General features: G+C 71.0%; 25 protein-coding genes. 1 reads left to right on the plus strand and 24 read right to left on the minus strand.

Annotated elements, in window-relative coordinates:
• Nucleotides 1-31: 31 nt before the first annotated feature.
• Genes AOK24_RS07445 through AOK24_RS07450 form a run of 4 tightly spaced genes read right to left on the minus strand, consistent with a single transcriptional unit; the run spans nt 32 to nt 871 of the window.
• Nucleotides 32-253 (minus strand): hypothetical protein, encoded by a 222-nt coding sequence (locus tag AOK24_RS07445; RefSeq protein WP_240553714.1) that lies wholly within the window; start codon nt 251-253, stop codon nt 32-34.
• Entirely contained in the window at nt 250-468 is a 219-nt protein-coding gene (locus tag AOK24_RS45495; protein ID WP_079056707.1) for a hypothetical protein, read from the minus strand. The genes AOK24_RS07445 and AOK24_RS45495 overlap by 4 nt, the downstream gene beginning before the upstream one ends.
• A complete protein-coding gene (locus tag AOK24_RS49155) occupies nt 465-638 on the minus strand; it encodes a hypothetical protein (RefSeq protein ID WP_167376814.1) in 174 nt (57 codons plus the stop codon). The genes AOK24_RS45495 and AOK24_RS49155 overlap by 4 nt, the downstream gene beginning before the upstream one ends.
• A complete protein-coding gene (locus tag AOK24_RS07450) occupies nt 635-871 on the minus strand; it encodes a hypothetical protein (protein ID WP_010361038.1) in 237 nt (78 codons plus the stop codon). Before AOK24_RS07450 ends, AOK24_RS49155 begins: the two co-directional genes overlap by 4 nt.
• 98 nt (nt 872-969) lie before the next feature.
• Between AOK24_RS07450 and AOK24_RS07455 the strand changes: the two genes are divergently transcribed.
• On the plus strand, nt 970-1728 hold the full coding sequence (locus AOK24_RS07455) for a GntR family transcriptional regulator (RefSeq protein ID WP_055719250.1): 759 nt from the start codon (nt 970-972) through the stop codon (nt 1726-1728).
• A 150-nt stretch (nt 1729-1878) separates the two neighbouring features.
• Here AOK24_RS07455 and AOK24_RS07460 read toward each other — a convergent pair whose 3' ends face one another.
• The 20 genes from AOK24_RS07460 to AOK24_RS07555 form a co-directional block, all read right to left on the minus strand.
• Nucleotides 1879-2139 carry a hypothetical protein gene (locus AOK24_RS07460; protein ID WP_010361040.1) on the minus strand — a complete coding sequence of 87 codons (261 nt, stop codon included), beginning with the start codon at nt 2137-2139 and terminating at the stop codon, nt 1879-1881.
• A complete protein-coding gene (locus tag AOK24_RS07465) occupies nt 2136-2321 on the minus strand; it encodes a hypothetical protein (RefSeq protein ID WP_055719251.1) in 186 nt (61 codons plus the stop codon). Before AOK24_RS07465 ends, AOK24_RS07460 begins: the two co-directional genes overlap by 4 nt.
• An 8-nt stretch (nt 2322-2329) precedes the next feature.
• The gene (locus tag AOK24_RS50340) at nt 2330-3127 is read right to left on the minus strand and encodes a peptidoglycan recognition protein family protein (RefSeq protein WP_055719252.1); all 798 of its coding nucleotides are present in this window, start codon (nt 3125-3127) and stop codon (nt 2330-2332) included.
• A 64-nt stretch (nt 3128-3191) separates the two neighbouring features.
• Nucleotides 3192-3455: a hypothetical protein gene (locus tag AOK24_RS07475; protein ID WP_055719253.1), complete on the minus strand. Its 264-nt coding sequence runs from the start codon at nt 3453-3455 to the stop codon at nt 3192-3194.
• 11 nt (nt 3456-3466) lie between these two features.
• Nucleotides 3467-3919 (minus strand): hypothetical protein, encoded by a 453-nt coding sequence (locus AOK24_RS07480; RefSeq protein WP_055719254.1) that lies wholly within the window; start codon nt 3917-3919, stop codon nt 3467-3469.
• Between the two features lie 9 nt (nt 3920-3928).
• The gene (locus AOK24_RS07485; protein ID WP_055719255.1) at nt 3929-7105 is read right to left on the minus strand and encodes a hypothetical protein; all 3177 of its coding nucleotides are present in this window, start codon (nt 7103-7105) and stop codon (nt 3929-3931) included.
• Between the two features lie 20 nt (nt 7106-7125).
• Nucleotides 7126-9459: a phage tail tape measure protein gene (locus AOK24_RS48355; RefSeq protein ID WP_055719256.1), complete on the minus strand. Its 2334-nt coding sequence runs from the start codon at nt 9457-9459 to the stop codon at nt 7126-7128.
• A gap of 179 nt (nt 9460-9638) precedes the next feature.
• Nucleotides 9639-10049: a hypothetical protein gene (locus tag AOK24_RS07495; RefSeq protein WP_055719257.1), complete on the minus strand. Its 411-nt coding sequence runs from the start codon at nt 10047-10049 to the stop codon at nt 9639-9641.
• A 9-nt stretch (nt 10050-10058) separates the two neighbouring features.
• Entirely contained in the window at nt 10059-10571 is a 513-nt protein-coding gene (locus tag AOK24_RS07500; protein WP_055719258.1) for a hypothetical protein, read from the minus strand.
• A complete protein-coding gene (locus tag AOK24_RS07505; protein WP_055719259.1) occupies nt 10571-10981 on the minus strand; it encodes a phage tail tube protein in 411 nt (136 codons plus the stop codon). Before AOK24_RS07505 ends, AOK24_RS07500 begins: the two co-directional genes overlap by 1 nt.
• Nucleotides 10982-11048: 67 nt before the next feature.
• Nucleotides 11049-11789, minus strand: coding sequence for a hypothetical protein (locus AOK24_RS07510; RefSeq protein WP_010361279.1), 741 nt, complete (start codon nt 11787-11789; stop codon nt 11049-11051).
• A complete protein-coding gene (locus AOK24_RS07515) occupies nt 11786-11998 on the minus strand; it encodes a hypothetical protein (protein ID WP_055719260.1) in 213 nt (70 codons plus the stop codon). The genes AOK24_RS07510 and AOK24_RS07515 overlap by 4 nt, the downstream gene beginning before the upstream one ends.
• A gap of 1 nt (nt 11999) precedes the next feature.
• Complete coding sequence (locus AOK24_RS07520) at nt 12000-12446, minus strand: hypothetical protein (protein ID WP_055719261.1); 447 nt, start codon at nt 12444-12446, stop codon at nt 12000-12002.
• An 11-nt stretch (nt 12447-12457) separates the two neighbouring features.
• Nucleotides 12458-13051: a hypothetical protein gene (locus AOK24_RS07525; RefSeq protein ID WP_055719262.1), complete on the minus strand. Its 594-nt coding sequence runs from the start codon at nt 13049-13051 to the stop codon at nt 12458-12460.
• 1 nt (nt 13052) lies between these two features.
• Entirely contained in the window at nt 13053-13289 is a 237-nt protein-coding gene (locus AOK24_RS07530; protein ID WP_055719263.1) for a hypothetical protein, read from the minus strand.
• Between the two features lie 75 nt (nt 13290-13364).
• Entirely contained in the window at nt 13365-14777 is a 1413-nt protein-coding gene (locus AOK24_RS07535) for a hypothetical protein (protein WP_055719264.1), read from the minus strand.
• Between the two features lie 137 nt (nt 14778-14914).
• On the minus strand, nt 14915-15595 hold the full coding sequence (locus AOK24_RS07540) for an HK97 family phage prohead protease (protein ID WP_055719265.1): 681 nt from the start codon (nt 15593-15595) through the stop codon (nt 14915-14917).
• Nucleotides 15592-16779: a phage portal protein gene (locus AOK24_RS07545; protein ID WP_240553716.1), complete on the minus strand. Its 1188-nt coding sequence runs from the start codon at nt 16777-16779 to the stop codon at nt 15592-15594. The genes AOK24_RS07540 and AOK24_RS07545 overlap by 4 nt, the downstream gene beginning before the upstream one ends.
• 40 nt (nt 16780-16819) lie before the next feature.
• Nucleotides 16820-18379, minus strand: a complete 1560-nt coding sequence (locus AOK24_RS07550; RefSeq protein WP_240553717.1) for a terminase large subunit domain-containing protein — start codon at nt 18377-18379, stop codon at nt 16820-16822.
• The gene (locus AOK24_RS07555) at nt 18342-18617 is read right to left on the minus strand and encodes a hypothetical protein (protein WP_055719267.1); all 276 of its coding nucleotides are present in this window, start codon (nt 18615-18617) and stop codon (nt 18342-18344) included. Before AOK24_RS07555 ends, AOK24_RS07550 begins: the two co-directional genes overlap by 38 nt.
• Nucleotides 18618-18685 lie beyond the last annotated feature (68 nt).

The following is an 18685-nucleotide window of genomic DNA, read 5'->3' on the forward strand; positions in this document are numbered from 1 at the left end:
GGGCGGGGCCCGCTCTCCGGTCCGATCGGCGTCAGTCCGGGGAGCGGTGGTTCGAGGGGGTGCCGTTGTGGCCGGTGGCGTGGGTGGCGATGCGGACGTTGCAGTCCGTGACCCGCGAGAGGTCGCGGGCCTTGGCGGCCTCGGCGCGCTCCTGGGCGAGTTCGCCGCACCGGGCGCAGTCCGGATTGGGGTTGGGGACGGGCTGAGGCTTCTGGGAGCCGAACGGTTCGGACGGGATCTGGACGGACGTCACTGGTGGTCTCCTTCGAGTTCGTTGATCGCGCAGCCGAAGCCGGGCGGGCACTGGTACACGTCAGTGCTGAGATCTATGCGGGCTATGCGGCCCTGGGCGCGGCCAGCGGGAACAGCCAGGACGTGAAGCGGGAAGCGTACGCCGCACCAGACGCACGCCCAGCCCGAGTAGCGGTCGCGCGGGAGACTGGCGGCATCCGGGAGCTTGTGCTTCACGGCCGGTCCGCCTGCGGGGTGAGGCCATAGAGGTCGCGGCAGTGGCCGCACGCGTACAGGACGAAGGCGCCCGGCCCTCGGCGTGCGATGTGGATGACGCGCACGCCGTAGGCGAACGCCTTGTGCCAGGAGCAGTAGCCGTAGATCTGAGGCCGGGTCCGGCTGTTCACTCGTTCACCTCGTCGTCGATCTGGGCCCAGACCTCGGTCCGGCCGGAGGAGTCGGTGCTGCCCCAGCCGTCGGCCGAGTTGAGGGCGGCGATGGTGCGGCCCCAGGCGGCCGGGTCGGTGGGGGCGGTGACGTACACGCGTATGCCGTGCGGGGTGGCGAGCAGGCGCGCGGGCTCGTCGGCGGCGCGCTCCAGGGCGGTGCGCAAGGCGGCTGCGCGCAGGCTGATCGGCACGACAAAAACCCGCTCTCATGCGAGAGAATCACTCTCGTACGAGAGTAGCGAGAGGGTGGCTACTGTGTCACGCAAGTCACACAGAAGGGAGGCGGACGGTGACGGCCGAAACGCCCCGGTACCTGCAAGTCGCTGACAACCTCCGCGCCCGCATCGAATCCGGCGAACTCCCGCCCGGCGCCCGCCTGCCGTCCGTCGCCGAGATCTCCGCCCAGTACGGCGGCAGCAACTCCATCGCGACGGCCGCGTACAAGCTCCTCGTCGACGAGGGCCTCGTCGTCTCCCGGCACGGCGCCGGCCACTACGTCCGCTCCACCGACACCCCCGACCTCCTCGTGCGCCGCCACCGACGCCGCTCCGAGGACAGCCCGTTCGCCGAGGGCGTCGCCGAGCAGGGCGCGGTGGGAACGTGGCGGCACGAGTCCGCGACAGCTCCCGCCACGGACACCGTCGCCGCACGCCTGGGCATCGAGGCCGGGGCCGCGGTCATGCACACCTCGTACGTGTACCTCGCCGACGACCAGCCCGTGCAGCTCGCCGAGTCGTGGGAACCCCTCGACCTCACCGGGACGTCGCTGATCGCGCTGCCCGAGGTCGGCCCGTATGCCGGCGTCGGCGTCGCCGCCCGGATGCGGGTCATCTCCATCGAGGTCGGCGAGCCTGTGGAGAAGGTCCGCGCCCGGACCGCGACCCGGCAGGAAGCGCAGGCCCTCGGGATGACACCGCCGGGGCCGGTGCTGGCGGTCGAGCGCACGTACTACGACCAGGCCACCGGCCGCGCCGTCGAGACCGCGGACATCGTCATGCGCGGCGACCGGTGGATGGCCGTCTACGGGCAGCAGCCCACGCCGAGCTGAAGGGTTTCGCTCCGGCCGAACCCCTGCGGCTCAAAGGGTACGCGTCAGTCCCGACCCCTGGCGGTGACCTGGTGATCTTGCCGCTGTCGGCAACCTCAGGCTGGACACACGAAAGCGGCCCCCACCGCCCGAAGGCAGTGAGGGCCGCAGTCATCGTGCGAGGAGTGAGAACGCCCCGCTGGCTGCGCCGGCCACGCCCGCGAGGGCGCCGATCGTGGGCAGCGGCCAGCGCGCCCGCTCCAGACTCCGGATGCGGGTCTCGTGATCCGCGACGTCCTTCCCGAGCTCCGTGAGCCCCTGGCCGATGTGGTCGAGTTTCGTCTCGACCCGGGTCACTCCGTCCCCCAGGGCTCTCAACTCCCGGTACATCTCCGCCGAGCTGACGTACACCCCCGGGTCGGGGGTCGTCATCGGACGTCCGTGGACTGCCGGTTGGGCACGGCCCAGACGATGCCCCAGGCGGAGAGGATGGCGAGGACGATCGTCACGCCCTCCCCGGTGGTGAGGGTGCCGTCCTGCACGGCGGTGGCCGCGGCGGCGGAACCGGCGGCCAGTCCGCCGACGATGGACTTCGCGGTGCTGGAGATCTTCACTGGGTTCCTCACTTCTTCCGGAGGCCGTTGGCGACCTCGTACGCGTACTGCCAGGTCTTGGGTCCGGTCAGGCCGTCGGCGGGGCCGAGCGCGGACAGGTAGTGCCGCTGGAGCGCGGCGACCTTGTCGAGGTCGAGCTGCGTCATCGTGCGGTTGGGGCCGACCTTGTACGCCGGGCCCCAGCCGGCCGCCGCCAGCCACTGCTGGAGCTGGAGCGCGAAGTCGTTGTGCGCACCGAGGACGAAGTACTGGCGGCCGGGGAACGGCGGCGCCGTAGACGTCGGCGGAGGCTGGGCAGTACCGCCCGGCCGGGGAGCGCCGCGCTGCACCCACGCATAGAGGGGGCCGCCGGGGCAGTCGGTGGCGTAACCGTCGCGGTGACCCCGGATCTCGGTCCCGGCGCCGTGCTGGCGCAGCAACTCGATGCCGTCGCGTATCGCGCCCAGCATCGCGTCCGTCGGCTCGGTCAGGCCCTCGTTGCCGACGAGCCCGACGATCGCGTAGTGCGCGCGGTTCAGCGTCTGGTTGCCGTTGGCCCCCGTACGCCGACCGATCCCGCGTCCTTCGAGCAGGTATCCGTGGGGGCAGGCCGCGTAGTTGTACGCGACGTCGGAGTAGTTCTCCTTCTTGTTGTTGAGGTGGCTGACCCGTATCGCCTTCCACTCGGCGATGCAGGCGTCGTGGTCGGAGAGCAGGCGCGTGCTCACGTCGGTTCCCTCGTAGTGGACCTTGACGCCCTTCGTGGACGTCTGGGTCGGCGCAGCCGAAGCGGGCCAGCCCAGTTGGGCGCGCGTGACGAGCTTCATCGGACTCCTCGGGGCACAGAAAAACCCCGGGCCGATCGGCACGGGGCAGACAGAGCGGAGTGGGTCAGGCCGGGAGTTCCAGCCAGTTGTTGGTGTAGTCGGCGGTGGAGAATTCGCCGGCGAAGCTGCGGAAGGTGTCGTTCCCGCCGCCGCTCGCGATGACCCATCCACCGACGGGGATGTGGCGGCGCGACCCTATGAAGTTGACGACCAGCTCGACTCCGTCGTCGCTCACGAGGTCGACGGTGCCGCACAGCCATGCGAGGACGTCGGGGCCGTTGGTGCCCGTGTACTGCATGGACTCGTAGCGGGGTACGACGATGGGCATGGGTTCTCCGATCAGGCGGGGGCGCCTTCGAGCTGGATGGAGCGGTGGTCGAAGGTCGCGGTGCTGGCGCCGCTGACGCGGTGCTTGGTGGTGACGGTCAGGGTTTCGCCGGGAGTGAGCCCGGACAGCCGGTAGCGCAGGCCGAGGGAGAGGTTGGTGGTTCCGCCACCGGCCCAGATCAACGCTGCGTTGTCGTTGGGGCTGTAGACGGTGCCGGAGACGGACCCCACGCCCTGCCAGGAGGTGATGGTGTTGAGGGAGCCGCTGTTGCGCTGGGTGGAGCGGATGGACACCATCACGATGCCCGACATGGGGACGACGACCGAGGCGGAGAAGGCTCCGCCGCTGGCGTCGGTGTAGGTGGTGGAGGCGGTGGTGCGCCCCAGGGTGGTGTCCTCGGCCTGGGCGGAGCTGACGGTGATCCGGTCGGCGGTGATCCGCATCCCGGGAAGCCACGAGGGCATGGAGACCTCCTACAGGGCGGTGTACGCGGGGACGGCCAGGCTCACGGCCTCGCCCGCCGCCTGGGTCTTGACGATGCCGTTGATGCTGCGGACGACGGTCCAGGTCTGTGGGCTGGAGGCGCCGCTGATGGCGGTGACCCGCACGACTTCCCCGCCGAGGCGGGCGTCGAGCGGGAACTCCTGCGGGTAGACCGCGGACGTGATCCACAGGGGTCCGGCGACGGACAGCGTGGTCGCGGTCGCGGTGACGCCGACGGCGAGGGTGCTGCCGTCGGTGTCGATGCGGCACGGCGGCCCGGTGAAGGACAGGTTGTCGATCGCGGCCATGTCCGATCCGGTGGAGGTGCTGTTGTCCTTCGCGTACCGGAAGATGACCTGCGATCGTCCGGTGACGTTGACGATGGCCTGGGTCCACGGGGTCGTGCCCTGTGCGGTGAGGACCTGGACGCCATCGACGAGGATGATCAGCCGGTCTCCGAGGAACCCGGCCCCCGCCGCCTCGCTGCTCGTCCAGTACCAGACGCGCATCTCCGTCATCCCGGCCGGGACCGCGACGATGGCGTCCGAGGTCTGGTTGTGGGTGATCGCCCCGGATCGCAGGGACCAGGTCCCGGTGTGCGCCTGCGCGTTGGTCCGCAGCCACGGCAGGTTGCCGCCGTTCGTGTACGGGATCTCGTAGGTGGTGTCCTCGAAGTTCTCGTCGACGGCCAGCGCGCCGACCGACGACCAGGGCGCGGCCGGCGTGCAGGTGAAAAAGAGGTCCCACGCGTACTGGTCGAGGGTCTCGGTGTAGCCCTGGACGATGAGGTCGACGTCGCCGGGCGGGAGATCGGAGGGCAGGCCGGTGAGGCGGATGACGTCGCCCTGGTCGATGCCCAGCACGGCGGGGATGAGGTGCGGGGCGGCGGCCAGGTCGACGTGCACGACCGGGTAGCGGGGGACGTCCTGCGTGCCGAGGTACAGGCGCCATCCGGCGATCGGCGCGGCCTGGTCGTCGGCGGCCATCGAGAGTTGGACGCTGGTGTCGTAGCGGCCGATCTCCGTGACCGAGAGGGGCCCGGTGTCCTGGACGACGCGGGCCGAGCTGCCGTCGATGCGGGTGACGGTGACGTCGTTGGTCGTGTCGGCGTCGTCGGTGACCGGCTCCAGCGGGGGCGCGATCTCCCGGGCCGTGCTGTAGCGCAGGGTCACGGCGGGGGCCTGGTTGTAGAGGGTGCCCCGGCCCCGGTAGCGCAGGGCGAGGCGGCCCCGGTGCTCCATCAGGATGCCGCCGTCGGTGTCGGCGGCCTGCTCCAGGACCTCCAGCATCTGGAGCGTGCGCTGGGCGCCCATCTCCTCCTGCTCGGCGACGATCCCCCGCACGCTGAGGGGGATGTTCTCCTCCCCGGCCAGGCGCACCATGCGCCGGCCTGCGGCCTCCCCGATGAACCCGTCGTCGGCGGACTCGTAGGTGGTGATCGCGGCGCGGAAGGGGGAGGCGAGGCTGGCGGCGACGCCGGTCCATACGGCGAGGTGACCGATCGCCATGCCCTGGTAGGCGCTGCCCCAGGAGCCGATGATCTGGGTGGGGCGGCCGGGGGTGCCGGTGTAGGAGGTCTGGGCGACCCAGTAGGAGCTGGTGAGGATGTTGCGCCACGCCGCGTGGACGAACGTGGTTCCGCCCGAGACGCTGGTGTAGATCTGGAGGCGGTTCCAGGCTCCGGCGAACGCGGCGATGGCCTCGGCGGTGGTGAAGGTGAACCCGATGATCGCGGCGTCGTCCGTGTCGCGGAGCTCGATGCGGATGCCGCTGGAGGAGGCGAGGACGACGGTGGAGGCCATGCCGGCGCCGGTGACGCGGACGCGGGCGATCTGCTGGAGGCTGGCGGGCAGGGTGTCCAGCCGGTAGACCATCTCGACGTGCCAGCCGGTCGCGCTGCTGGAGGGCACGGTGGCCTGGAGGGTGGCCGACTGTCCGAGGACCGGCAGCGCTGACGACCCGGGCAGCGTGTCCGCGCTCGCGAACGTCAGCCCGGTCACGCGCATCGGGCTGACGCCGGGGATCGGGCTGTACGCCTGCGTCGCGAGGGCGCCTTCCTCCATCGGCCAGTACGCGAGCGGGTTCCCCGAGGGGATGCGGCGGCGGAGGGTGGAGTCAAGGGGGGAGCCGGGGCGGCCGTAGCGGCGCAGGACACCGGCCGCCTCGACGGACACCCACCGGTCGTTGCCGGAGACGTCCCAGCGCGGTGGCCAGGAGGAGATCTCGCCGACGAACCGGTCCGCGCGCTTGCGGATGCGGGCGGTGCCGTTGACGGTCCACACCCGGCCCGCGCTGTCGGTGACACCGGCCGCGCCGTCGTCGAGGGCGCGGACGTCGAGGTCGGCGACGAGGGTCCCGTCGATCCCGGCCCTCACCTGGGCGCGGGTCACGGTCCCAATGACCGGTACGCGGGGCGGGGTGACGGTCGGGTCGCTGGGGCCGATCCGCAGGTCGCTGCTGCTGGTCGACTGGATGCTCGTCGTGACGGCGGCGGTCGTCACCGCGATCTGCGTCCACGGGCCGGTGATGGTGTCGGCCTGGTAGAAGCGGACGGCGAGGCCGCCGGCGCCGTCGTCGACGTCCAGGGTGGCGCGCAGTGCGCCACCGCCGTAGAGGCCCGCGGGCATGACCGCGCCCAGCGTCGCGCCGCCGGCATCCCGCCATCCGAACTCGATCGAGCCCAGCCAGTAGCGCAGCACCCAGGCCCGCTCGGTGGCCGTGCTCGACCACTTGCCGATGAGCTGCTGGTTGCGGGCGGTGTCGGTCGTGTCCGCGTCCCACTCCACCCGCACGTCGATGTCCGAGGTGATGTTGAGGGCGGCGGCGTGCGGGGTGGACATGTACCCGGCCGGGTCCCCGTCGAGCGCCAGGTGCGCCGAGGCGGCGGGCACGTGGACGCGTACGGGCGTGTTGCGGCCGATCAGCCCGTACAGGTCCGAGGTGGGGTTGCCCGAACTGTAGCGGCCGGACACGGCCGGGTTGACCTTGCTGCGGCCGTTGTTGAAGGTCAGGCCGAGTTTGCCGGGGTCGGTGCGGGCGCCCTCGTCGGGGCGCCCGCGCGTGATGCTCATGGGGTTGCGGGTGTAGACGTCGGCGGTGACGTCCTGCCACACCCCGCCCACCAGCAGATCGATCCGCACGTCCAGCACGGCCACGGGGAACGTCACCGGGGTGTCTCCTTCCTGGCCTACCGGCCGAACGCGGTCTGCACGTTGCCGCGGCCGTCGACCCGGACGGTCTTGCGGATCATGCGCGTGAAGTCCCCTTCGGCGCCCTTGAAGTCGAAGAGGACACGGACGACGCCGCCCGCCGCGCCGGCGCCCAGGACGGGCGCCATCCCGGCTGTGAGCGGGGCGGCCTGGACGGCCTGCGCGGCCAGGCCGTTCGTGCCGCCGATCTGGTCGAGCTGGGCATGCAGGGCGGGGAGCCCGTCGTCGATGCCCGCACGAAACCCGTCGATCAGGGCGCGGCCGGAGTAGAGGGTGTAGCCGCGGCCGGCGAACGGGCCTTCCTTCGCGGGGGAGAAGGGGAAGAAGTCGCGGGCTGCGGAGACGACGCGGGAGGCGGCGTTCTTCACGGATGAGAGCTTGGAGAGGATGCCGTTGATGAAGCCCTGGATCAGGGACATGCCCGAGTTCTTCAGCAGGCCGCCGAGGCTGCCGAGGGCGGAGGTGATCCGGCCGGGGATGCCGCGTACCCAGTTCAGCATCTCGGTGGCCTTGTTCACGGTGCCCGTCTTGATCGACGACCAGTGTTTGACGATCAGCCCCGGCAGGCTCCAGTTGAGCCAGAGGCTGTAGATCCGGCCGGGCACGCCCTTGACCCATGCCACGGTGGCGTTCCACCACGAGACGGCCGTGTTCTTGATGGATGACCAGTGCTGGATCAGCAGCCCGATGAGAGTGAAGTTGAGGAAGGCGCTGATCATCATGTCCTTCGCCCAGACCAGCTTGCCGACGATCCAGGTCCAGGCGGCGAGGGTGAAGGACTTGATCTGGTCCCAGTAGACGACGATCCCGGCGACCAGGGCGGCGACGCCGAGGATGATCCAGCCGATAGGGCCCATCGCGATCAGCCACTGCGCGGCCATGACCGTCGCCCAGGCGATCGCCCGCGCTGCCATCAGGGCGAACTGCACGGCCGCCGTGGCACCCGCCCTGAGCACGGCGAGCGCCCAGGTCCCGATCGAGACGAGCGCCGAACCGGTCCACGCGGCGGCGGTCGTCACCCCGGACACGACCGCCCCGGCCGCGATCCTCGCGTACACGCCGAGGCCGACCGCGTTCATGCGGATCCAGCCGCCGACCACACCCCACGTTGAGGACGTCATCAGGGCGTGCGCGCCCGAGACGACGGAGGCGATCGCCGAGTAGGCGATCATCGCGCCCTTGACGACGAGCACCGTCACGGCCAGGCCCGCCAGCACGTAGGCGAGCGGTTCGACGACGGCTTTGTTGTCCATCGCGAACGCCACGAAGGCGCCGGTCACCTCGGTGAGCTGGCCCATGGCCTTGCGCTTGAACTCCTCCAGCGCCGTACCTGCGTTGTCCCGCAGCGCGTCCCCCGAGCGCTTCGACGCGCCCGCGAAGTCGTCCATGCCCTCGCCCGCCCCTTTCAGGGACTGGAGGAAGGCGGGGATGTCCTGGACGTTCATGTCCTCCAGCGGCGTACCGAACAGCGCGATGGCGGTGTTCGCCTGGGTCGCGGGGTCCTTGATGCCGAGGAGGCCGTCGATGATCTTCTGTGTGGCGCCCTGCGCCGAGGTGCCGCCCGCGAGGATGGCGTTCGCCATCGTGTGCGCGTCCAGCCCGATCGTCTTGTACGCGGCCTGGGAGTTCGCCGACATGTCCGTCGACAGGAGCGTGAACTCCTTGATCGCGTCCCCGGCCTTGTCGATCCCGAACGTCCCCTTCGCGGACGCCTCGACCAGGACCGAGAACGCCTCCTCGCCGCCGTAGCCGAGGGTGCGGAAGAACTGGGCGTACTCGTCCGAGGCGTCGAGGACGTCCTCGCGCAGGGACGCGGGCACCTTCTGCGAGGCGGCCGTGATCAGGTCGAACGCCTGCGTCGCGTCCGTCGCGAGCCCGGAGTTGATGAGCGTGCCGACCGACTGCACCGCCCGGTCGACCTCGATGTCGAAGGTCGACGCGAAGTTCAGGGCTTTCTGGGTGACGCCCTCCAGGTCGGTGCTGGAGGCGTTCGACATGCCCTTGATGGACGACATGACCGACCCGACGGCAGTGTTGACCTGTTCCATCGAGTCGCCGTACGCGTCCGCGTACAGGCCGCCGGCGACCTTCCCGATGCGCTCCGACTCGGCCTGGGTGAGGCCGAGCTGGGCGGCGAGCTTGCTGTTGGCCTGGTCGATGCTGATGCTCTGCATCAGGCTCGCGCCGAGTGCGAGTCCCGCGCCCGCCCCGATCCCGGTGGCCGCCGCGTCGAAGCGTTCCCGCGCGCTCGACAGGCCCTGCGCGGTGCGGTCGCGTGCGACGAGGTTGAAGACCAGCGACGTGTCGCCCACCACTGCCCCCTGACGGTCAGGGGGCTAGCGGCCCCTTGCGTTTAGTTGTTCTGCTGCCTTGGTGTGGGCGTCCTCGTAGGCGTCGAGCCAGCCCAGCAGCGCGTCGGTCTCCTCGGCCGTGAGCCGCTCCCACTCCCAGGGCCGGACGTGCAGGAGGTGTGCGGCGTTGCCGAGCTGCCTCAGTCGGCGATCGGCGGACGGGCTTTTCCCTCTTCCTCCGGGTCGTCGAACGCCTCGGCGATCTGCTCGTCGATCCGGGCCAGCACCGCCGCCCGCATGTCCGCCGGGGCACTGTCGGCGGCGGCCTCACGCATCTGGACCAGCTCGCCCCGGGAGTACGCCAGCTCCAGTTCGTCCCAGGCGAAGTCGACGTCGTCGAACTTCAGCGGCGGGTGCTCCCGCTTCAGGAGCGTGTACAGCAGGGCACGCCGGCACAGCGACGATCCCTCGACGACCTCCTTCGTGAACGCCGCCCAGTTGCGGCCGGTGAGCCGCTCGATGTTCTCCCGCTCCACGCTCATGATCTTGCGCGGGTTGTAGCGCCACCGCTTCGGCTCGCTGCTTCCCTCGGGGGTGTAGACCAGGAACACGCCTGTCTCCTATCCGGCTCGCTGCGCGATGCGCCGGGCCATGTTCTCCATCGCGGCTTCGACGGCCGCCCTGTACTGACCTGTGCGGCCCTCGAAGGCGCGGTCGAACCAGTCGACCTTGCCGTGCTGCTGCACCCACACCTCGCGGTTCCCGTACACCGGGTGCCGCCAGCCGCCCGCCCTGTTCAACCGCTTGGGGGCGTTGGGGAAGTTGCGGACGTTGCGCGTCTTGAACGCCTTCACCCTGGCGCCGGACCAGCGCCCGCCGAGCTTGACCTCGGGGCGGATCTTCTTCGCGACCGACGAGCGCAGGGCGGGGGCGGTGGGCAGGCCCGCCGACGCGATCGACATCACGCTGCTCTTCGCTTCGGCGGCGCCGGGCTTGAGCGCGTCGCGCATGTCCCGCGCGAGTTCCTTGCGGAGCTGCTTGCCGTCCTCCTCGGCGCGGATCGCCCGGGTGAGCGCGGCCAGGCCCTCGTGCGTCTCGATCCCGAGAGCGAACGGCGGACCCCCGCCGGCCATCAGACCGTCGCCCTCGCCACGGCCCCTGACGTGGGGAACGAGACGCCGACCGTGGCCTCGTCCCCGACGCTGCCCTCGATCGGGTTCCAGCTCTTGATCAGCACGTTGCCGGTGTACTTGGGGTTCGACGTCGACACCGCGCCTTGGTCGGCGCGCACCTCGAAGGGGACGACCTGGCCGAGCAGCGGCCACATGATCGAGTCGAGCTTGGTGGCCGCGAAGTCCTGGAGAAACTCACAGCCGAGTTCACCCGACTTGAGGCCGCCGAGGACTTCCTTCCAGCCGAGGCTGGCGTAGGTCGTGACGTCCTTGTCCTCGACCTCGACGCTCACCTCCGCCTTCTTGGTGGAGTCGTTGAGGACGTTCCCGTTGATCGACAGGTACTGGGCGAGCAGGACCATCTTGGGCATGGCAGGGCCCCTTTCCAGGGCGTGAGGGACGGCCCTGGAGCGGGCCGGGCTGACGGTGGGGAAGCGGCTACTGGCCGATGCCGAGGGTGCCGACGAAAAGGAACGACGGCGTGGTGCCGGTGATCGTCCATGCGATCCGCCACCACGTGTCGGTGATCGCGGTCCCGTCGGTGCGCAGGATCTGCCCGCCGGACGCGGTCGCCGGGGTGAAGGTGAGGCGGGTGGTCGGCGCCGCGAAGGTGTTGTCCGGCGCGGACTCGACGCGCGCGGTGAGGGACGGGGTGGTCCCGGCCGCCGAGAGGACGTGGAGGGCGGCGTGCAGGCGGCGGCCGGCGGGGACGGCGCCGAGCTGGAGCCCGGTGCCTGTGCCGGTCGCCGTACGAGCAGTCCCCGGAGGATGCGCGAACTGCCCCCGCACCAGAGGCGAGGACGACTTGCCGGTGCCGGTCCAGGGGGCGACCTCGCCGACCGCGTCGAACAGCTTGTAGTCCGAGCGCAGCGCGGCGAGGAGATAGGCCACATCCCCGACGGCCGCGCCGTTGTTGGCGCTGACCGACCAGGGGACGACCGTCCCGAGGTGGGCCCAGGACGCGTCGTCGACCCGGCTCGGGTCGCCCGCTTCCCACTGTCCCTCACCGGAGAGCTCGGCGGAGCCGAGGCCGCCGAGGATTTCCTTCCAGCCCTGCGAGGCGTAGTTGGTCGCGTCCTTGTCCTCGACCTCCGCACTCAGCTCGATCTTGTTCGAGGCGCTGGTGAGGTCGGCGCCGGCGGCGAACGTCCGCACGTTCAGCAGAACCGTCTTGCTCACGTCGGCTCCCCCTCGCCCTCGGCGGTCTTGCGGCGTCGGACACGCGGCTCGGCGAGCGCCTGGACGTCGTCGGCTTCCTCGGCGATCCCCGAGGCGATCAGGTGCGCGGCCTCAGCTGTGGGGAGGTCGGCGGTCTCGCCCTTGGCGGGCCAGGGCTCGCCGTTGCGGGCGGCGCCCTCGGGCATCTGGACCAGCATGCGGATACGCACGTCAGCCCCCTTCTCCGATGACCTTGATCATCAGCTCGGCGCCGACGTACGTGGACCCGGCGTGCTCGTACCAGCGGTAGCCCTGCACACGCATCACATGCAGGTCGTGGGCGAGGCCCCCAAGGGCGTACTCGCCGGGTCCCCCGCGCGCCACCTCGATCGCGGCCTTGAGAGAGGCGGGGCCGGAGCCGGACAGCATCGAGTCCAGGAGTCGCTGAGCCGCCTGGTCGTCAGCGCGGCCGACCAGAATCCGGGTGGTGAAGACGACTTCGTCCAGGCCACGATGCATGACCTTGTCGAAGTCCTGCTCGTACTCGGAGACGAAGAAGTGTGGGGCGATGGCCGCGTCCGGGACGTAGCCGGAGCAGGTGAGCTTCGGGATACCGGCGGGAAGGACGACCGCGCGGGCCGCTTCGGCGAGTGCTTCGCGCACGGCGGAGATCTGCATGGGGTGCTCCTTCAGAACCCGGGGATGATGTACGGCTCGATCAAGTTCCACACGTCCGGGTCGCGGCGGGAGAGGTTGCGCACTCCCCACTCGGCGGAGCCGATGATGCCCTCCGGGGAGTCCTTCCGCTTGAACAGCCGGGTGGCCTGGATCAGAGCCGCTTCGTGGATGTCGTCCGGAACGGACGGCCAGCCGAACCGGGCAGTCACCCGCAGGCGGGTCGTCGCCGTGCCCCAGGTCCCGAGCGTTCGCAGTATGCCCGTGATCGGGCGGCCGTCGGCGAACGCATTGTCCGGGCTCGTCTCGTAGCCGGTCACCGGCGACCACGATGCCCCGGCCCCCGTCTCGACGACGAGGCCCGCGATACTGCCGATGTCGTCGACGAGGAACAGGTCCCCGTCGTCCTGGCGGACGACCCGGCCGCGCGGGTTGAACACCCGCTGCACCGGGTCGGGGTCGAGCCAGAACCTGCGCCCGGTGACGCGGTCGATTCCCCGCGAGGCGGAGGCCCGCGCCCGGTTCAACGCGGCGTCCCGGGTCGCGTCGTCGGACTCGATGGGGAACTGGCCCTTCAGTTCCTCCAGGGTGACGTACTCGTTGGCCACGTCACGCCTTGTCGGTGCCGCGCGTCTGGCGGCCCTTCGGCGGCGTGCTGCGCGCCTCCGCGCCCTCGTCGCCGCCCTCGGCCGGCGCGACGGCCTCGCCGTCGGGCGAGTAACCACGCAGCGCCAACTGCTCGTCGACCGCGTCGCCGCGGTCCTCCTTACCCTTGCGGCCGACGTAGCCCGCGCGCTCGCGCAGCAGGGCCGCGACCATCGGGTCCTCGGTCAGCGATTCGTTCATGGTTCCCCTCCAGGAGATATCGAAGGACAGTCCGGGCGGGACCGCCGGAGCCGTGGCGGTCCCGCCCGGAGCAGGTCAGACGCCGGTGAACGCCGGGACCACCAGGCCCGTACCGGCGATCTTCCGGGCGTGCGCGTACCGGGCGTGGGTGTAGGCGTAGTAGCCGTAGACCACAAGCAGGACGCCCAGGCTCGCGGCCTTGGTCTGCTCCGCCCGGATGTACATCGGGGCGTCCGGGTCCTCCCACAGGTGGAACTCGTTGCGGTCGCCGAGGTAGATCTCGTCCTCGTTGGTGCCCGCCCCGAGGTTGGTGGCGATGTTGTTGTCGACGATGACCGGCGTCCCGTTGGGCAGGACACCCCGCACCCCACGCCCGTACGTGGTGGCGTAGTTCGCGCCGAGGGTCTGCGCCACGATGCCCGGCTGGGTGATCAGCGGGTAGCTGGTGCTCAGCGCGTTCTGCATCCAGTACCAGCGGCGCGAGTGCATGACCGCGATGTTCTCGCCGGACGCCATGTCGAGCATCGCGCCCTCGACCCCGGCCAGGCCCTCGATGACCTTCGGGTACAGCTCGACCGCGGTCGGGGTGCCGTCGGTGTAGGCGACGGTGGTGGCCACGTTCGTCAGGCCGGTGCTGGCCTGGTTGAGGAGCTTGCCGTCGAGGTTGGTGTGGTAGCGGCGGAACAGGTCGTCCAGGACGATCGCCTCGGTGCCGGCGCCCCGCTCGATGGACTGGCGGGACATGGTCTGCTGGCCGGCCGCCGTCTGCACGGGGATCGTCAGGAGCGTGTCGTCGATGTCCTGCTCGGTCACCGCCGCGTTCTCCGACGCCTGGTTGTCGACGGAGGTCGAGGTGGTGATGCGGGACAGGTTGACCGTCATGCCCTGCGCGGGCAGGGCGTGCGGTCGGCACACGTCCGCGAACGGGCGCATCGCCGCCGCTGCGGGGGCGTACATGTCGGTGAGGTACTGCGGCACGACGAGGCCCGCGAACGCGCCCGTGCCGACCGCCCGCTGCTCGGTCTGGCCCGGCGTCCGGATCTGGTCGCCGCGCTCGACGCGCTCCTCCCGCATGTGCTGCGCGAGGCGGTCCCGGGCGTCGTAGTCGCCGAGGAATGCGGCGGCGACGTCCCGCTCGAAGGCGGCCCCGCGCCGGTCGGTGTCGGCCCGGTAGGTGCGCTCCTCCTGGCCGACGCGGTGCACCTGGTCGTAGGCCGGGGCGCGGTTGGACGCCGGGACCGTGCGGGCCTGGAGGGCTGCGATCTCGTCCTCGCGGGCCTGCTCCGCCTCCAGCTCGGCGAGCGCCTGCTGGCGGGCGGTGACCTCGGTGTCGGCGGTGTCGCGGCGGGCGACCTGGTCGCGGACCTGGTCCTCGGTCAGGTTGTCGTCGGAGCGCAGCGCCACGAGGGCGTCCTGCTCTTGGCGGCGGGTGCTGATCGCCGTGTCCAGCGCGGTGCGCGCCTGGGCGATCAGTTCGGCGAGAGTCATCTCGTCCGTCCTTTCGGTGTCGTCATCAGGCGCCCCGTGTCCAGGTCGGACGGCCGCCCGAGGCGATGGCGCCGGGCGGACTCGTGCGCGCGAGCGCAGGGCAGTAACTCCCGCCGGTCGGCGGGAAGATCAAGGGGTCAGGCTCCGGCGATGCTCAGTTCGAGGAGCGCGCGGGCCCGGCTGTTCGTCGGCGTCGCGGTGGGCTGGCGCACGGCCGCGCCCGTGTAGGGGTTCGCGCCGTAGCCAACGATCGCGACGTCGCCGCGGTGGATGTCGTACCGGTTGATCCGGTACTCGGTGTAGTCCGGGCTCCACTGGCCCGACTCGATCCGGAACGCGAACGACATCTCGTCCACCAGCCCGGCCCGCAGCTTCGGCGCGATGTACGCCACGTCGTGGTCGGCCGGGTCCAGGGCGGGCGCCCGCACGTCCAGGCCGTCGGCGGACTCGGTGAGGAACAGGGTGCCGGTTGTGGTGCGGGCCATCCGCCTCAGCTGGTCGTGCCCCAGGACGAGGGGGACATCGAGGTCGGCGCGCGCGAGGGACGCGGAGCCGGCGCCCTCGGTGACGATCTCGGTGTACGGGCCGAACATGTCCCACATCTCGTACGCCTGCTCGTACACCGAGGCCCGGCCGACGAACTCCAGCAGGCCCCCGCCGTCGCCCGCCTCGCGGACCTGGACGCCGGACAGCGCGGCCCGCACGGCGGCGCGGGCGCCCGGGTGCTCGGCACACCGCCGCTGCGAGGGACGGTCGGCGCGCTGGCGGATGTGCTGGGCTCGTTCGGCCGCGGCGGCGGCGAGCAGAGGGATGGTCATGACGGTGCTCCCGGTACGGCGGTGGTGGGCTGTGCGGGCACGGACCGTGAGCCGAAGAGCCGGTCGAACTCGGCGAGCTGGTCCTCGGTGAATGGCGGCAGGTTGTCCAGCGCGCGGGCCTCGGACGGGGCGAGCGTCCGGTTGGTGATGCGGGCGCCGATCGTGCGGGCACGCGCCTCAGGGTCCATGCGCAGCAGCGCGTCCGTGTTCAGCTTCACGAACCGCGGGCCCGACACGAGCTTCCGGCTGAACGCGTCCTCCCGGCGGCCGACCGCAGGCCCCAGATTCATGATCAGGAACTGGAGATTCCTCTGTGTCATCGACGCGTAGGTGACGCTGCTGCCCGACACGGCCACGTCGATCAGGTCACCCGGAACGCCGAAGAACCGGGCGATGTCCCCGGCCCCGTACTGGCGGGCCTCCAGGAACGCCGACTGCGAGGCCACGGCCTGGATCGGCTTGTACTCCCAGTCGTTGCCGTGGACGAACAGCCCGGACTCGTCGACCGCCGCACGGAACTGCTCCCGCGCGACCTGGGCGCCCGCCTTGTCCACGGTCTTCTGGTTGTTCTTCAGCTCGGCCAGTGGCACGGCCCCGGCGGCGAACCAGTCCCGCGCGAACTGCTGCGCGGACAGGGTCTCCTCGATCGTCCACGCCGCGTACGCCACCGGGGACAGGCCGAGGGGAGCGCCTGCGACGGTGTACTGCTTCTCGTGCCAGACCTCCCACGGCTCGTACTCCTTGCCCCCGATCACGAACTTCGTGATCACCGGTCCGCGCCCGCGCACCGACACCGTGGACAGTTCGACGAGTTCGATCCGTCCGGGCAGGCCGCGCCCGTCCGGGCCGATCACCCCGGTCCGCTCCGTGATGATCCCGAAGCAGTTCCCTGCCCGGTCCAGGTCGAACTGGGTGGAATACATCCACTCCTTGATGCCGACCTCCAGCCCGCCCGGTGACACCAGCACGGGAGGCTTGGCCACCTCGATCTGGATGCCCTGCACGTACCGGTAGACGTCGATCGGGAACGCCGACACCAGATCCGCGCGCAGCCGCAGACAGGCCCACACCGCCGCGTTCCTGAGGGCCGTGTCCTGGGTGACGTGCACCCGGCCCGACCGCCGTTCCCGCGCCCGCGTCAGCAGATCCTCGGTAGAGGTGATCTGAGCGTCCCGGGTGAACATCCGCTTCAGCCTCGACCCGACACCCACACCCCGCCCCCTCTCACGCGAACGAGTCCGCGATGTCGTAGTCCTCCAGGACGTGCGGGCCCCGGATCACCAGCGCCCAGCGGGCGAACACGGCAGCGCACAACGGGCTGATGTCGACGAGGGAGTTCGTGCGGTCCAGCGTCCACGCGTCCCCGTTGCGCCGGGTCCGCGCGCCGTTCACGGCGGCCGTCAGCGGCACCTGGTCCAGGTGCGCCACGGCCTTCTGGTTCAAGGCGTCGGCGAACTGACCGCACGCCTCGGTGATGTCCCCGGACCGCATCACCGCCAAGTCCCCCCGCAGCGGGGCGTCCTTGTCCTTCGGCACGTCGATCCCGGCGGCGGTCAGGTCGTCGATCAGCGACGCCGCTGGCGACCCTGCGGCGACCGCGACCGCAACGGGCGTCCACAGCCTGTGGAGTTTCGCCACGGCCGGAACCACCCAGTCGGTACCGGGCCGGTGCGCGATCACCTCCAGGTGTACGCGCCCGTCCGGCCGCAGCGACGCGGCCGAGATCGCCGCCCGCTTCCGGTCCTGCGACACGTCGATCGCCAACGCCACCGACTCCGCCACCGGCCGACTCTCCGCATCGGCCAGGCCCGGCCACTTCGCCTTCGGCACGTTCGGGTCCGACGGCGGCGTCGGCTTCCTGGTCCGGTTCAGATAGGCACGGTCGAACTCGGCGGGGTCCAGCTTCTCCAACTCCGCCCGGATGGTGTCGACCGTGACCGTGTGGCCCAGCGCGGGCAGGGTCGCCGCCCACGTCGCCGGGTCGTCACGGGGCATGTCCTCCGGCGCGAACCACTCGAAGTAGCAGGCCCTCGGCCGCACCGCCGCCGCGTCCTCGGCGAGCGCGGCGAACAGTGCCTCGATCAGCACGCGGCCCATCTCCCGCTTCTTGTTCAGCCACACGCTCTTGGTCGTCCCGCCGGCCGACGCCCACCACAGCTGAGCCATGGGCCGGGTCAGCATGGCCGGGCTGAACGCCTGCTCCAGGCGGTCGTCCTCGTGGGCGAACGCCTCGTCGATGAATCCCAGATCCAACGCGGGACCGTGACCGGCCTTCTCCGTGTTCGCGGTGATCCCCATCCGCGAGCGCTTCCCCGGGAAGAGGATCGCCTCGTTGCCGTTCGACTTCCGGATGCGCGCGTACTTCGCAAGGTCCGAGCCGGAGATCTTCTCCCAGAACTCGTCCTCCCACCGCTGCCGCGCCATCCCCCTCGTCTGCGCCGCGTACACGATGTTCTGCCGCTGCCACGCCATCGCCCGGTGGACCTGCGCGGCCAGGGTCAGCTCGGTCTTGCCCTGCTGCCGGGACACGGACAGTCCGACCTCGCGGTGCGTGAACAGTCCCGTCGCCGGGTCGATCTCCAGGGCGACGTCCGACACGTACTTCTGCCACGGCATCGGCGGAGCGCCGAGCTTCGTCATGACCTTCCACAGCTTCGGCCCCAGCGACGGCCGGTCCGGATGCCGAGGCGTCCCCCAGCGCGGCGGGCACTCCAGGCCGTACCGCTCGTACAGATCCTCGGCGAACTCAGTCGGGGGAGCCCAGGTCTCCGAGGTCGTCGTCATCGTCCGGCGCCCGTCCCTCCAGGATCTGGGCGAGCGTCTGCCGCAGCTCGCGGGCCAGTTGAGGAAGGAGCCGGTCGTCCTGGGCGATCGGCTCGCCGCACTGCTCGCATTCGGCGGTACGCGCGGCGTCGATCCGGCCGGCCAGCGCGTACGCCAGCTCGGTCAGCGAGGGCTCGACTCCGACGAGGTCCCCGAGCTGCTCGACGTCGGCGCGCACGGCCTGCTCGACGGGCCCCATACCGGCCCCCTTCCATGATCATCCGGCGTCATCGGCCCGGGGGGAGAAAAATGAAAGCTGGGCGCGGG

The sequence above is a fragment of the Streptomyces niveiscabiei genome (assembly GCF_001419795.1).
GTDB lineage: Bacteria > Actinomycetota > Actinomycetes > Streptomycetales > Streptomycetaceae > Streptomyces > Streptomyces niveiscabiei.

Coding starts and splice junctions, on each gene's coding strand:
- AOK24_RS07545 (WP_240553716.1), bottom strand. CDS start 16,779: ATGTTCACCCGGGACGCTCAGATCACCTCTACCGAGGATCTGCTGACG.
- AOK24_RS07460 (WP_010361040.1), bottom strand. CDS start 2,139: ATGACGACCCCCGACCCGGGGGTGTACGTCAGCTCGGCGGAGATGTAC.
- AOK24_RS07540 (WP_055719265.1), bottom strand. CDS start 15,595: ATGACCATCCCTCTGCTCGCCGCCGCCGCGGCCGAACGAGCCCAGCAC.
- AOK24_RS07530 (WP_055719263.1), bottom strand. CDS start 13,289: ATGAACGAATCGCTGACCGAGGACCCGATGGTCGCGGCCCTGCTGCGC.
- AOK24_RS50340 (WP_055719252.1), bottom strand. CDS start 3,127: ATGAAGCTCGTCACGCGCGCCCAACTGGGCTGGCCCGCTTCGGCTGCG.
- AOK24_RS07505 (WP_055719259.1), bottom strand. CDS start 10,981: ATGCCCAAGATGGTCCTGCTCGCCCAGTACCTGTCGATCAACGGGAAC.
- AOK24_RS07475 (WP_055719253.1), bottom strand. CDS start 3,455: ATGCCCATCGTCGTACCCCGCTACGAGTCCATGCAGTACACGGGCACC.
- AOK24_RS07555 (WP_055719267.1), bottom strand. CDS start 18,617: ATGGGGCCCGTCGAGCAGGCCGTGCGCGCCGACGTCGAGCAGCTCGGG.
- AOK24_RS07550 (WP_240553717.1), bottom strand. CDS start 18,379: ATGACGACGACCTCGGAGACCTGGGCTCCCCCGACTGAGTTCGCCGAG.
- AOK24_RS07480 (WP_055719254.1), bottom strand. CDS start 3,919: ATGCCCTCGTGGCTTCCCGGGATGCGGATCACCGCCGACCGGATCACC.
- AOK24_RS07520 (WP_055719261.1), bottom strand. CDS start 12,446: ATGCAGATCTCCGCCGTGCGCGAAGCACTCGCCGAAGCGGCCCGCGCG.
- AOK24_RS07535 (WP_055719264.1), bottom strand. CDS start 14,777: ATGACTCTCGCCGAACTGATCGCCCAGGCGCGCACCGCGCTGGACACG.
- AOK24_RS07500 (WP_055719258.1), bottom strand. CDS start 10,571: ATGGCCGGCGGGGGTCCGCCGTTCGCTCTCGGGATCGAGACGCACGAG.